Genomic DNA, 13,011 nt, shown 5'->3' on the forward strand with positions numbered 1-13,011 from the left:
AGTAAAAATCCACACAAGTTGTTCTTCATAATCTCTTAATGATCTTCTTGCTGGTTCGTCACCAGCAAGCTAGGTCGGCTATATTACTCTTTATTTCTAAAGAGTCAACCGGTAATTCAAATTATTTTTAAACTTTCTTTCTAAAACCCAACCCAATCAATTTTAACTAAGTTGCTGTTTTATCATAAGTTTTAATCTTCATCACCGCCGATGGATGTGCATTCTACAGTATTTCAGGGTGCTTGCAACCCCTTTTTTAAATGAGTTGAATTGCTTGTTTATTTTATAAACCATACAATTTATAAGTAATTGTTTTATATTATTAAATTATTTTAAGAAAAATGTTCATTATTTTCTTTCGAAATATTAAAAATTATCAAATTATTGATATTTATATATTTTTAATATTTAAAACCGCAAAAAGCAGAGTCTAAACTCTGCTTTTTGCATTAAATCTAACCGAATTAGAATTTCATGCTGAGTCTAGCCCAATAATTACGGCCAATATTATTGAATTGCTCATCTGCGGCAAAACCAAAGCCAGCACTGCCTGCCTTGTTTAAATGTTCGCTATAGGTTTTATCAAACACATTGTCTACGCCCACAGACAAATCAACACCCTCACGAATATAGTAAGTACCATTCAAGGATAAGGTTGCAAAACCGCCACTTTCGCCCAAGTCATAACCCACGATGTTGCCCTGATCTAGACTGATACGGTTTTGTGCAGCCACTACTCGCCATAAAGCACCGAGTGTATATTTATCCTGAATATAACGAAGATTGACTCGACCCTCCAAAGGTGCAATTTGTGGCAAGGCTTTATCGTCGGTGATGTTTTTACCCCAGGCATACATCGCGCTGACATCGGCTTGCAGATGATCGGTAAATTGGTAACCCACTCCTGCTTCCGCACCGGCAATGGTGGCATCGACATTTTTAGCACCTGCAGTTTTGCCATGACTCATCATGCCTGGCATTGCATGAACGTGATAACTCATCAATACATAATCATTAATTAAGCCCGTATAAGCAGAAACCCAAGAATTGAGTGCGCCATGCTGATGCTGATATCCCATATCCAGCTGTAAGGTTTTTTCAGTATCGACGCCATTAAAGGCATTCACCGTACCGGGATTACCATGTGCAGTACTGAACAATTCCCAGTAATCCGGCATGCGCTCGACATAGCCTAAACCAATATAAGTTTTGGCATTATGCTCTGAATGCTGATTTTCCAAACGGATAAATGCGCTCGGCAATGTTTTATCCAGCTCTCGATTATAGCCTTTCTCTACAGATTCAGAACGTAAATCTTTGACATTGACCTGATCGAGACGAACCCCGCCTACCCATTTATTTTGCTCACTCAGTTGATAACTTAACTCACCAAAAGCGCCATAAGAGCGGAATTTCATATCCTTTGTACGCGCTTGATCTTGATATGGCGCCATTAAACTGCCGCTGCGCTTGGAGTGTTGGTTATTTTGACTATCAATACCACTAATCAACTGCAATTTATCCCATTGCTGAGTTACAGCCAGACGGGTATTTAAGGTTTCTCGCGCCACGTTGGAGGCCATAGGCATAGTCATCATGCCGTCCGGTTTAAATTCACGTAAACTAAAGTTGTCCATGACATGATCATTAAAGCTATAGTTCACCTGCGCTTCGATTTTCTTGATCACATCGGTGACATTTTTCTTTTCCACCCGCAGTCCCAGACTTTCACGGGCAAACTGCGAGCCATCCATCGAACGTCCAGCGTAGACTGCTTCGCCATCCGCCTTGCCGCCAGTCAGTTCCACCCAGGTGTTTTCATCCGGTGTCCAACCGAGTGCAACATCCGCATTCCAGCGTTTCCAATCGGAAGGAATAGTTTGACCTGCCCCATTTTGATAACTGTCTGAAACAGAACGATTAGCATTCAGACGGATATATTTCTGCTCATCCCCTACTGCGGCTTCAACATTATGATCAAGGCGACCATATGAGCCCATCAAGACACTGGCTTGACCACGGTAATTTTTATCTTCACTGAACTGTTCAGGACGGCGCTCAAAGATGACTGTGGCAGCTGAACCAGTATTGGCATATTGCACCGTTTGCGGTCCTTTAATCACCGAAATACGGTCATAGCTTTCCGGTGAAATATACGAAGTCGGTGAATCCATACGGTTTGGACAGGCACCGAGGTTTTCCGTACCATCGGTTAATATTTTAATTCGCGAACCGAACATGCCACGGAAAGTCACATCGCCATTGGTGCCGCCATTTTTAATCGAACTGAATCCCATAATGCTTTGCAGATAGTCTGCGCCATCACTGGCTGGAATCGGCTGGATAGGCTGTTTGGGATCGGCATGCACAATCAAACCATTGGCATCATTGCCCTGATGCGCAGTTGCAACAATGGGCGCTAAAGTTTGCACTGTTGCCATTTGCTGCTCAGCAAAGGCTGAAGCTGAATAACAGGCAACACAAATCGCAGCCGTAAGAGGCTGTAAATAAAATTTAGGCTGAGCCATTTTTTATCTCACTAATACATAAATACCGAGCTGCGGTTAAAGCAGCGCAAGGCTGGAGTCATCCAAGACCCAGACATTTCAAATGGTGGATTTATGCAAATAGTGGCGGGGCTCGCCCTTGAGGAATGAGAAAGAGCCGTTGTAAGACAAACCAGACATGACCAAAGGTCTTTTGGAATGCCAGTAAACGGACTTGAATACGGTCTAAAACTTCCTTGAGTTCAAGCTCAGGTGGCAACACCAGATTGCCATAGACTGTGCAGTACTGACATTGATGATTGGCATCATGATGGTCATGTTCTGCATGCTGTTGATGTTGATGATCTTGATGAAGCTGATGGTGAGCAGAATGAACTGTAGAAGCTTGAGTCGAAATTTGTGGTGTAGCGCTTTGCAATAATGCACGGGTAATAGTTTCACAGACCGGAGCAATCTGATATTGCTTCGGTAGCAAGGGCTGTAAAAATACAGCAATCTGTAAAAGCACTGCTGCAATTGACAGCAGCAAACCACCACGTAACAACACAGGCAAATCCTAAAATTTGTCGGAAGCAAGTATAACAAAGCCCAATCTAAATTGGGCTTTGTTTAAAACAATTTAATCCATAAATTTTAGGAATCAGCGTTTCACTGCCACTTTTTCTTTTTGGCGCTGACGCACCAATTTTTCTACTTTTTCACGTGCACGTTGACGTTTTAAAGGCGATAAATAATCGACAAATAATTTGCCATTTAAGTGATCCATTTCATGTTGAATACAAACAGCGAGAAGTTCGTCTACTTCCATCTCAAAGGATTGACCATCAAGGTTAATTGCCTCGATTTTTACACGTGACGGACGCTCAACTTTATCGTATATTTGAGGCACAGATAGACAGCCTTCTTCATAAGGCTGAGTTTCTTCAGTTAATGGAGTAACTTTGGGGTTAATAAATACCATGGGTTGATCTTTATTTTCAGATAAATCCATGACAATCAGCTGAATATGATGATCCACCTGTGTGGCAGCCAAACCGATACCTGGGGCTTCATACATGGTTTCAAACATATCGGCTGCGAGCTGACGAATTTCATCAGTGACTTCTTCGACTGGTTTAGCAATGGTACGAAGACGGGGATCCGGGAAACTTAAAATAGGTAATAAGGCCATACGGTGTCCTCACTTATGCCATTGATCAAAAAACAAAATGAAGGAATGCTTCATCAAAAAAATGTGTGTAATATCGTTATTATAACGCAACTACATACATAATTTTAGGAATTATGATAATGAAAAAGGTTTTGAAGGGCATGCCAACTTTTAGTGCCTTGGGGTTTAAAAAACAATTATTGGCACTTGCCGTATGTGTAAGTGTTGGAGCCGGAATGGTGAGTATTGCTGAAGCAGCACCTGTCCGCAACGTCAATCCACCTGCATTAAAAGCCGGAGCACCGCAAGTTTATGTGGTGAAAAAAGGCGATACTTTATGGGATATTTCCAAAAGATTTTTGAAAAATCCGGTGCGTTGGCCTGAAATTTGGGCCAGCAATAAGCATGTGAAAAATCCACACTGGATTTTTCCGGGCGACCGCCTGCTCATGTGTTCCTATAATGGCAAACCGCTGATTGGTAAAGATGAAGGTGATGGCTGTGAAGGCATTATCCGTCGTTATACTGGTGGCACCAAGTTACAACCTCAGGTTCGGGTGGAATCATTAAACAATGCCATTCCTGTGATTCCACTGGAATACATCAAGCAATGGCTAGAACGCAGCACTATTGTGGCACCTGAGTCAGTTACAGGTACGCCTTATATTGTAGGAACTGCTGACCAACGCGTTCTGGCTGCTCAAGGTCAAACCGTTTATGCACGTGGCAATGGCCTGGAAGTCGGTCAACGCTATGCCGTTTACCGTGAAGGTGAACCGTATATGTTTACCGATGCAAAAGGCAAAAAATATAATGCTGGTCTTGAATTGACTCAGGTTGCATCTGGTGTTGCGGTACGTGGCGAAAATGACATTACTACGCTTGAACTGACAGATACCTATAATGCTGAAGTTCGTCGTGGCGACCGTGTGCTACCTGAATATGATCCAATGCTGCCAACCTTGTTCTACCCGACCAATGCTGAAGATGTGGTTGCCGGTGGTCAGGTTGTTCGCGTGATGGGTTCAATTGGTACCGCTGCAAAACACAGCGTTGTCACCATTGACCGTGGTAGCTTGCAGGGTGTTCAAACCGGACAGGTATTGTCGGTAACCCAAAAAGGTGAAGTGGTTACTGATCCAAAAACCAAAGAACGCGTTCAGCTCCCTGGACAACGCATTGGTAATGTCATGGTATTCAAAAGCTTTGATAACTTAAGCTATGCTTATGTACTGGATAGCGAATTACCGATTAAAGTCGGTGCTGGAATTCAGCCGCCACTGATGGATGAATAATTCCTAAATCTAAAAATGAGGCTGAAATTCAGCCTCATTTTATTTTACCCCATTAAAAGAAGACATATTTAAAGGTCTCGTTATGCTCAACTCATTAAGCTCCTTGCAGCTGGATTACATTCGTCTGTGGTTTCTGGTGCAACACTCGATCACCAGCTTTTATAAAATCAAGCAACACTATACCCATCTAGCCGAGGCAACACAGCCTGATCAAATTGAGACGTGGCAAAAGCTTGGCATTCACAAAAACCATATTCAGCGCCTGCAAGATTTTCATCTTCCTGAATCACAGCTACAATTCCAGCATTGTATTGCCCTGATTCAAAAACATAGCGATTTTATCCTCACATTCGACCATCCTGACTACCCCACCCAACTGCTGCCTTATTCCAACAAGCCACCGATTCTGTTTGGTCAAGGAGATGCCCAAGCCCTGCTGCAACCACAAATTGCCATCGTTGGCAGTCGTAAACCCAGTAACCACGGACGCCAGGTCGCCTATGACTTTGCTTATTATCTTAGTGAAAAAGGCTTTTATATTAATAGTGGCTTGGCGCAAGGCATTGATGAAGCCGCCCATCAGGGGGCTTTGCAGCACAATCACACCATTGCGGTGATGGGAACCGGACTAGACCAGACCTATCCCAGTCAACATCAGCAATTACGCCAACAGATCCTTGACCATTCAGGCACCATCATTAGCGAATTTTTACCCGGAACCTCGCCTTTGCAGCAACATTTTCCACGGCGCAACCGTATTGTCAGTGCCTTAAGCCTCGGCGTCATTGTTGCAGAAGCGGCACTGAAAAGTGGTTCTTTAATCACGGCGAAATGGGCAGCCGAACAGGGTAAATCTATCTTTGCCATTCCCGGTCATATTTATAGTGAGCACCACCAAGGCTGCCACCAGCTGATCCGTGAAGGTGCCATTTTAGTGGATCATCCTGAACAGGTGATTGAAGATCTGGCTCTACCGACTCAATGGCAAACTCAACAGCATAGCGAACAAGCCCAAAAGCCCACGCCTTTGGATGCACAGCCCGCACTGCCAGCGCATTTAAGCATTCTGTATAACCAGTTGGACTGGATGGGACAACATCTGGATGAGCTGGTTATTCAACAACAGTTAGATATTGCCACACTAACCAGCCAACTGATGGAACTGGAGCTGCTTGGCTTGTGTACCCAACAGGCAGGGCTGTATCTACGTTGTCGTCCAGGCAAATAAGGTTCACAATAGCCCTTTAACAAATATGAAGGGAAAAAAATCTGATGATTACCACCTCTGTTGCCGAAGCTGCTCAATGTTTAAAACAAGGACATGTTTTAGCATATCCCACAGAGGCAGTTTGGGGCTTAGGCTGTGATCCTTTTAACGAACAAGCGTTCTTAGAAATTTTACGTTTAAAGCAACGTCCCATTGAAAAAGGGGTTATTTTACTGGCAGCGCAAATTGCGCAAGTAGAACATCTGTTAGAACCACTCACTGCAGAAATGCGTCAAAAGGTGATTGATTCCTGGAGTCATCGCTCTCCCACTGAACGCGCAACCACTTGGTTGTTACCGGCAGGCGATCATATTCCTGCATGGATTAAAGGCAACCATCCCAAAGTGGCGGTACGGGTAACCACACATCCTTTATGCGTCGCACTATGCAATGCTTTTAACGGTTTTATTGTCTCCACCAGTGCCAACCCTGCCGGGGAGAATCCTGCCCGCTCCTTGCAAGAAGCCAGCCAATATTTTTCCAGTCAGGTCAATTATTTGAATGGTGATTTGGGTCTAAGCAAAGAACCCAGCCGTATTATTGATGCTGAAACAGGTGAAGTGATCCGCGCTTAATGCGGGTCATTGCCATGTAATAAATAAGGGACTGAGCTGATTTTCAGGCAAAAAAAAGCTCAACCATATAGGGACGGTTGAGCATAAAAAGGATGTGTATAAATCACATCCAGAGGGTCTGTAAATCTGATTGCGAAAATTTAAATATTATGAAGAATAACTTAAATATTCACGATATAAGTATTATGTAATAACTCTTTCCTTTATACAAATATATTATTTATCTTAAAATACAGTTAAAAACTATGATGTGGTGAGTGTATTTTTATAAAAGTTTAAATTATCTCACTATTTTTTAATTATCTTTTAGCTAAACAATCATTTTAGATGCTTTTTGAAACCATCATCCAGACTTTATTTCCATAAAAAATGATTATTCAAAACCAGTTCACTTGTCTTTTTTTTAACCTATTGTTCACACTTATGCATTCAACTTGGCTGTTTTGATGATGCCCTCTTTTTTCTGGGCCAATAAAATTCCCGATAAAATGACCAGTCCGCCAATACTGTGGTAAATCGTCCATGCTTCACCTAACCAGAGCTTGGCAATAATGGCGGTACAGACCGGCATTAAATTCATGAAAATACTGGTACGGTTCGGTCCAAGCCATTGTACCGCCATCATCCACACTAAGGGCGCGATCAACGAAGGAAAAATACCGGCATACAGCACACTGCCCAGATTCTTTGAATTAATGCCATCCAAGCCCAGCCATAACACAAAGGGTAAATGGTAAAGCAAAGCAAAAATAATCTGCACATACAGGCTAATCAGCAAGGGAATCTGGAGTTGCCATTTTTTCAGGAAAACCCCATAAAACGCATAAAAGAAGACCGCCAACACCATCATGACATCGCCCAGATGTCCACCCGATTGCACTAAATGACTAAAATTTCCTTGCGCCATGACATAGAGCAAACCGATAAAAGATAAAATGCTGCCCACCACTGCAAAACGGTTGGGAATATCCTTTAGCATCAGCATGGAAACAAAAATGGTAAATACCGGAATAAAAGCATTGATAATGCCCATATTGGTGGCGGTGGTATAATGCGCTGCGCTATAACCTAGACCTTGATACAGCACCATTCCAAAAGCACCAAGAACGGCCAGCTGTTTCCAGTGTGCCAAAACCAGCTGCCGCTCACGCCAGACTTTGTGCAACATAAACGGGGTTAAGACCACAAAAGCCACCAGCCAGCGGTAAAAACTGATACTGACGGGTGAAATATAGTCGGCTACATAGCGGGTTACGGTAATGTTCATCGACCAGATTAAGACGGCCAGCAAGGGCAAAGCGATTGCCCACCAGACTGTTTTATTTTGCTGTGTCATGCCCTTTCCCGCGCCTGAATATCCAGTATTCATTTTTACCGAAGTCTGAAATAATTAGAATATCGAATTTCAGACATCAGTATTGAGCTACAGACACTGACTACCAGATTGTGACTATTCAAATGACGTTCCAAGTCTTTCAATGATCACTCTACCAATAAAAAAAATGCACACAAGGATATTCATATGCTGAAGCATATTGAGCACTATATAGAAGTGAATGATTTCTTTTATCAAAAAGATGAAATTGTGGCCCCACACAGTTCTTTATGGGGTGATTTTAATTTTAGCCTGAACGGTATTCTGAAATCTGAAATAGAAGGACAAAGGTATCTGTCGCCTCCCAACTATGGTCTGTGGCTTCCTCCACAAACCGCACATGCCTCGATCGCACTGGATGAACAAATTACACATTATGTCTGTATTCGTGTGCATCCTTGCCTCTGTGAGCATTTTGCTGCTTGCACCAAAACTTTAAGCATTCGCCCCTTTCTTCGGCATCTGGTACATGAAATCCTGGAACAAAAAAAGCAAGGCATAAGCACGCTGCATTATCGGAATTTATTACAGGTGTTATTCGATCAACTGAAAACTGCACCTGCCTATGAGCATTATTTACCGCAAACCCATCATGTTTTGTTGCAGCCCCTATTACAGCAATTGGCCAATCCAGCACTATTTCAGAAAAGCTTGCAACAACTCCTCAGAGACTCATCCATCAGCGAAAGACATTTACTGCGTTTAAGCCAGCAGGAATTACAATTGAGTTTATCTGAATGGCGCAATCGGGCTAAAATTTTGTATGCGATCACCCAGATTCGCCAAGGCAAAACAGTGAAAAAACTGGCCTATGAATTGGGATATCAGCACAGTTCCAGTTTTATTGAATTCTTTAAGCGTTATACCGAACAAACCCCTGCACAACTGCGCGATATTTAATCCTTCATGTTATTAAATAAATAACTCTTTTTGCAATTTGCAGCAGCTTAACAACAAAAACGCCCTAGTCACCAGTCAAGGTCCTATGCCATTTTGATCACAGCACTCTGTTGAATCGAGTCTAAACTATATTTTTAACGTTTTTAATGTTTGTTTTAATATTTAGATCTGATGTTTTCATTGGATCTATAAGGATGCGATATGAAAAAATCATTACTGGCTTCACTGTGTGTGGTGGCTCTGGCATTAACGGCCTGTGATAAAAAAACAAATGAGGCACCCGCATCATCAGCAACCAGCACAGCAACCACTCCCACCACCACTCCACCGGTCACAGCTAGCCTCAGCTCAAACAATACAGCTGATATTAAAAGTGATTTAGATCAAATCCAGATGCTCTCCAACAGGAACTCCCAAGAAGCTACGGATCTGCAAAATAAAGCCAATCAGGCAGCGCAAAAAGGTGACAAAGCTGCGTTAACTAGCACTGTGGCACAGATGAAAACCTATATTAATAAATTTAATCAAGAACTTGATGCCTTAAAACTGAAAAGTAGCGAAGTGAATGCTGTGCGTGACAAAATCAAAGAATCCAATAATTTAGGCATAGCACTGGCAGAAACCACTCTTGAAAGCTCACCGGATAAGCAAAAAGTGACTGAATTACAGAACCGTGCCGCTCAATTGCAGAAAGAATTGATGACTGAAATGCAGGCACTGCAAAACCAGGTCAAAACTGCCCCAGCCAAAACAGCCCCATAAGCTCTGCCGAATACCCCAAAACAGGTCGATTGACCTATTTTTTAATTCGGCTAAGAATGAATATTGATATCTTCATATCAATAAAGACTTGTCAGCATGCAGAATAAGCTTTAAAACAAAGCAGTAGTTCACATTCAAATATTTAAGGACTTTTTCATGAGCCAATCTGTTTATGACATTCCCGTCAAAACCATTGCCGGACAGGACACCACGTTAAATCAATATGCAGGCAAAGTATTGCTGTTGGTGAATGTGGCATCTAAATGCGGATTAACTCCACAATATGAAGGCCTACAAAAGCTGTATCAAGAAAAGAAAGACCAAGGACTGGAGATTTTAGGTTTTCCTGCCAATAACTTCTTGGCACAGGAACCGGGTTCTGATGAGGAAATTCAAGAGTTCTGCTCTTTAAATTATCAGGTTGATTTTCCGCTATTTGCTAAAATCTCAGTGGCCGGTGAAGATAAACACCCGCTTTACCAAACCTTGACCCAAGCCATTCCTGAACGTATTGGTGAAGGTCCCTGGTGGGAAGACCTGGTCGATTATGGCTTAACACCTAACCCTAAACCTGAAGTACTGTGGAACTTTGAAAAATTCCTGATTAATAAAAAAGGTGAAGTGATTGCCCGCTTTGCGCCAGACATCAAGGCAGATGATCCGCGTATTGTTGAGGCGATTAATGCTGAACTTGGCAAATAATTATTTATAACCCCTTATAACTCTGCATAATTTCGGTTTGCTGTAACAGTAATGTAAGTATTCAACTCTTATTGAATACTTACATTATTTAAATTAAATCAAAAACTTATACCAAAATTCATTAAAATAAAAAACCTTCATGATTTGCCCATGATTTTTATATTTCAACTACATTCCTTCCACTATTTATCAATGGCTTAGCACTATGATGAATTCATAAACCAACCGCCATGAATAAAAGGTGAAGTATGAATACTTTAGTAAAAGCAATCGTTTTATCATTATCTACTGCTTTGGTTGCTGCACCTGCAATGGCTGCTCCACAAGATCATCACGGTCAATCTCATCAGGTTCAAAATAACCATAAAGCACCTGTTCAGCAGCACTATAATGCTGTACATAAAAAAGCGGTAAATCCATCGCATGACTGGAGAGTGGGTCAAAAAGTACCAAGTCATTACTTTGGTCAAAGCTATAAAGTAGACCATAAAAAGTTTAAAAAATTGAGCAAACCCGGTAAAAACCAGCAATGGCTTAAAGTAAATGGCGACTATGTGTTAACCAATGTGGCGAGCCATAACATTATCAAAATCATTCGCGGTTAATGATTAGGGTCTATGAAAAAAGAGTGCTTCGGCACTCTTTTTTAATGCCTGCAAATAAATTTGTTATCGCTTTGCAACAATCAGTTTTTTCTACACATTTCAGCCTTATATTCATCTTTACTGAAATAAAGATCTAAATTGGTTATGAAAAAATTCATCCAAAATGTGGTTTCTCCTTTTGTGATGTTTAGTGCGGGCCTTTTATTGATTGGTTGTGAGCAAGCCAATACTCCTGACTCAACAGAAACCCAAACTTCACAATCAAGCGAAGTATCTGGACAGGACGCTCAGGAATTAACCACCGAATCAACAGCAACGCCAAAAGCCGAACTGAAAAGCGGCAACATGTTTTATATCGTTCGTGATGTGGCCGATATGCAGTTGAAAGCGGGTGATTATGTAGAACAGCTCAAACAAACCCAGACTGATTTACAAACTGCCATTGAGGATAAAGATCAGGCACAGCTTCAAGACAGTGCCGATACCTTGAAACAGCAACTGACCGGATTTAATCAGGCACTGGGTAGCCTGACTTTAAAAAGTCAGGAAATTGAGTCCATTCGTCAAGATTTGCTGCAGGCCAATCAGCAAGTACTCGCAACCCCCTTGCTCAATGGAGAAATCAACTTGGCTCAGGTCGATTTCAAGAAAATTGAAAAACAGATGGGTAATATCCAGCTGGAAATGGTCAAGCTTGCCAGCATGATGATTCCTGACAGTCAGGATAAAGATGCTCAAGAAAGCTAATCTCTACCCAAAGATAGATGCATCAGAGACAGACCACTTCAGTTGTGCTGAACTGGTCTGATTCTGTTGGAAGATTAAAGTTTCATATCAATCACAATACGACCGTCAATTTTGCCATGCTCCATGCGGTCAAAAATATCATTAATATTTTCTAGCGGTTCTACACTGATATGGGCTTTGACCTTGCCACGAGCAGCAATATCCAGTGCTTCTTTCAGGTCTAAACGTGTTCCGACGATCGAGCCACGTACGGTAATACCTTCCAGCACCATATTAAAAATAGACAAGTCGAATGTTCCAGGTGGCAAACCATTCAAGACCATAGTTCCGCCACGTCGGACGATGGCAACGGCTTGTTCAAAGGCTTTCGGAGAGACGGCGGTGACTAAAACTCCATGACAGCCCTCACCAGCAGTGGCTTTCAATACTTGTTCTTTCACATCGACTTTAAGCGCATTTAATCCAACATCTGCACCCAAGCTTTTTGCCAAATCAAGCTTAGTGTCATCTACATCAATCGCCACCACATTAAAGCCCATGGTTTTGGCATATTGAACGGCTACATGCCCTAGCCCACCAATACCGGAAATGGCCATCCAGTCCCCGGTTTTGGCTTCAGTCATTTTCAAGCCTTTATAGACCGTTACACCCGCGCATAGAATCGGGGCGATTTCCAGCAGATCGACACCTTCAGGAATGACCCCGACATAATCACCATCTGCCAGACAATATTCGGCAAAACTTCCATTGACTGAATAACCTGAATTTTGCTGTTTCTTGCACAGGGTTTCCCAACCTGCATAACAATGATCACAATGCCCACAAGCTGAATACAGCCATGGAACACCGACAATATCACCGACCTTTAAATGCTCAATGCCCTCACCTACTTCGATGACTTCACCTACACCTTCATGTCCAGGAATAAAAGGTAAAGTCGGTTTCACTGGCCAATCCCCATGCATGGCATGCAGATCGGTATGACAGACACCTGTAGCAATAATCTTCACTAGCACTTTGCCGGGACTAATTTTAGGAATTTCAACATCTTGTATTTGCAGCGGCTGACCAAATGCAGTCACCACTGCTGCTTTCATTGTTGTTGCCATATTTACTCTCTCCATAT

At 42.2% G+C, this 13,011-nt stretch carries 13 protein-coding genes; 8 read left to right on the plus strand and 5 right to left on the minus strand.

All coding sequences use genetic code 11. The features are described 5' to 3' along the window. Positions 1–464 precede the first annotated feature (464 nt). From B9T26_RS14145 to def, 3 genes are all read right to left on the minus strand, one after another. Positions 465–2,528: a TonB-dependent copper receptor gene (locus B9T26_RS14145; protein ID WP_086200302.1), complete on the minus strand. Its 2,064-nt coding sequence runs from the start codon at positions 2,526–2,528 to the stop codon at positions 465–467. A 91-nt stretch (positions 2,529–2,619) separates the two neighbouring features. Then, on the minus strand, positions 2,620–3,054 hold the full coding sequence (locus B9T26_RS14150; protein WP_086200303.1) for a DUF2946 family protein: 435 nt from the start codon (positions 3,052–3,054) through the stop codon (positions 2,620–2,622). A gap of 93 nt (positions 3,055–3,147) precedes the next feature. Continuing rightward, a complete protein-coding gene (gene def, locus B9T26_RS14155) occupies positions 3,148–3,678 on the minus strand; it encodes a peptide deformylase (RefSeq protein WP_086200304.1) in 531 nt (176 codons plus the stop codon). A 119-nt stretch (positions 3,679–3,797) separates the two neighbouring features. On the opposite strand from def, the gene B9T26_RS14160 reads away from it, so the two are divergent. The 3 genes from B9T26_RS14160 to B9T26_RS14170 all read left to right on the plus strand — a co-directional run bounded on the left by B9T26_RS14160 (position 3,798) and on the right by B9T26_RS14170 (position 6,794). After that, positions 3,798–4,952: a LysM peptidoglycan-binding domain-containing protein gene (locus B9T26_RS14160; RefSeq protein ID WP_086200305.1), complete on the plus strand. Its 1,155-nt coding sequence runs from the start codon at positions 3,798–3,800 to the stop codon at positions 4,950–4,952. Positions 4,953–5,034: 82 nt separating this feature from the next. Further along, positions 5,035–6,180 carry a DNA-processing protein DprA gene (dprA, locus tag B9T26_RS14165; protein ID WP_086200306.1) on the plus strand — a complete coding sequence of 382 codons (1,146 nt, stop codon included), beginning with the start codon at positions 5,035–5,037 and terminating at the stop codon, positions 6,178–6,180. Between the two features lie 44 nt (positions 6,181–6,224). Then, the gene (locus tag B9T26_RS14170) at positions 6,225–6,794 is read left to right on the plus strand and encodes an L-threonylcarbamoyladenylate synthase (protein ID WP_086176459.1); all 570 of its coding nucleotides are present in this window, start codon (positions 6,225–6,227) and stop codon (positions 6,792–6,794) included. 421 nt (positions 6,795–7,215) lie between these two features. On the opposite strand, the gene B9T26_RS14175 is transcribed toward B9T26_RS14170, so the two are convergent. Then, positions 7,216–8,130 (minus strand): DMT family transporter, encoded by a 915-nt coding sequence (locus tag B9T26_RS14175; protein WP_086200307.1) that lies wholly within the window; start codon positions 8,128–8,130, stop codon positions 7,216–7,218. Between the two features lie 186 nt (positions 8,131–8,316). Here B9T26_RS14175 and B9T26_RS14180 point away from each other — a divergent pair, with 186 nt between their 5' ends. The 5 genes from B9T26_RS14180 (at position 8,317) to B9T26_RS14200 (ending at position 11,885) form a co-directional block, all read left to right on the plus strand. Continuing rightward, entirely contained in the window at positions 8,317–9,069 is a 753-nt protein-coding gene (locus tag B9T26_RS14180; protein ID WP_086200308.1) for a helix-turn-helix transcriptional regulator, read from the plus strand. A 201-nt stretch (positions 9,070–9,270) separates the two neighbouring features. Further along, positions 9,271–9,831 carry a hypothetical protein gene (locus B9T26_RS14185; protein WP_086200309.1) on the plus strand — a complete coding sequence of 187 codons (561 nt, stop codon included), beginning with the start codon at positions 9,271–9,273 and terminating at the stop codon, positions 9,829–9,831. Between the two features lie 156 nt (positions 9,832–9,987). Continuing rightward, positions 9,988–10,533, plus strand: a complete 546-nt coding sequence (locus B9T26_RS14190; RefSeq protein WP_086200310.1) for a glutathione peroxidase — start codon at positions 9,988–9,990, stop codon at positions 10,531–10,533. A gap of 248 nt (positions 10,534–10,781) precedes the next feature. Further along, positions 10,782–11,138 (plus strand): RcnB family protein, encoded by a 357-nt coding sequence (locus B9T26_RS14195; RefSeq protein WP_086200311.1) that lies wholly within the window; start codon positions 10,782–10,784, stop codon positions 11,136–11,138. Positions 11,139–11,282: 144 nt separating this feature from the next. Continuing rightward, a complete protein-coding gene (locus tag B9T26_RS14200) occupies positions 11,283–11,885 on the plus strand; it encodes a hypothetical protein (protein WP_086200312.1) in 603 nt (200 codons plus the stop codon). Between the two features lie 74 nt (positions 11,886–11,959). Here B9T26_RS14200 and adhP read toward each other — a convergent pair whose 3' ends face one another. Beyond that, entirely contained in the window at positions 11,960–12,994 is a 1,035-nt protein-coding gene (gene adhP, locus B9T26_RS14205; protein ID WP_086200313.1) for an alcohol dehydrogenase AdhP, read from the minus strand. Positions 12,995–13,011 lie beyond the last annotated feature (17 nt).

It is taken from the genome of Acinetobacter sp. ANC 4169, from assembly GCF_002135355.1.
GTDB lineage: Bacteria > Pseudomonadota > Gammaproteobacteria > Pseudomonadales > Moraxellaceae > Acinetobacter.

Excerpts from the sequence above, each read along its gene's own strand:
- B9T26_RS14145 (WP_086200302.1), bottom strand. The coding sequence starts at position 2,528 with ATGGCTCAGCCTAAATTTTATTTACAGCCTCTTACGGCTGCGATTTGT.
- def (WP_086200304.1), bottom strand. The coding sequence starts at position 3,678 with ATGGCCTTATTACCTATTTTAAGTTTCCCGGATCCCCGTCTTCGTACC.
- B9T26_RS14160 (WP_086200305.1), top strand. The coding sequence starts at position 3,798 with ATGAAAAAGGTTTTGAAGGGCATGCCAACTTTTAGTGCCTTGGGGTTT.
- dprA (WP_086200306.1), top strand. The coding sequence starts at position 5,035 with ATGCTCAACTCATTAAGCTCCTTGCAGCTGGATTACATTCGTCTGTGG.
- B9T26_RS14170 (WP_086176459.1), top strand. The coding sequence starts at position 6,225 with ATGATTACCACCTCTGTTGCCGAAGCTGCTCAATGTTTAAAACAAGGA.
- B9T26_RS14175 (WP_086200307.1), bottom strand. The coding sequence starts at position 8,130 with ATGACACAGCAAAATAAAACAGTCTGGTGGGCAATCGCTTTGCCCTTG.
- B9T26_RS14180 (WP_086200308.1), top strand. The coding sequence starts at position 8,317 with ATGCTGAAGCATATTGAGCACTATATAGAAGTGAATGATTTCTTTTAT.
- B9T26_RS14185 (WP_086200309.1), top strand. The coding sequence starts at position 9,271 with ATGAAAAAATCATTACTGGCTTCACTGTGTGTGGTGGCTCTGGCATTA.
- B9T26_RS14190 (WP_086200310.1), top strand. The coding sequence starts at position 9,988 with ATGAGCCAATCTGTTTATGACATTCCCGTCAAAACCATTGCCGGACAG.
- B9T26_RS14195 (WP_086200311.1), top strand. The coding sequence starts at position 10,782 with ATGAATACTTTAGTAAAAGCAATCGTTTTATCATTATCTACTGCTTTG.
- B9T26_RS14200 (WP_086200312.1), top strand. The coding sequence starts at position 11,283 with ATGAAAAAATTCATCCAAAATGTGGTTTCTCCTTTTGTGATGTTTAGT.
- adhP (WP_086200313.1), bottom strand. The coding sequence starts at position 12,994 with ATGGCAACAACAATGAAAGCAGCAGTGGTGACTGCATTTGGTCAGCCG.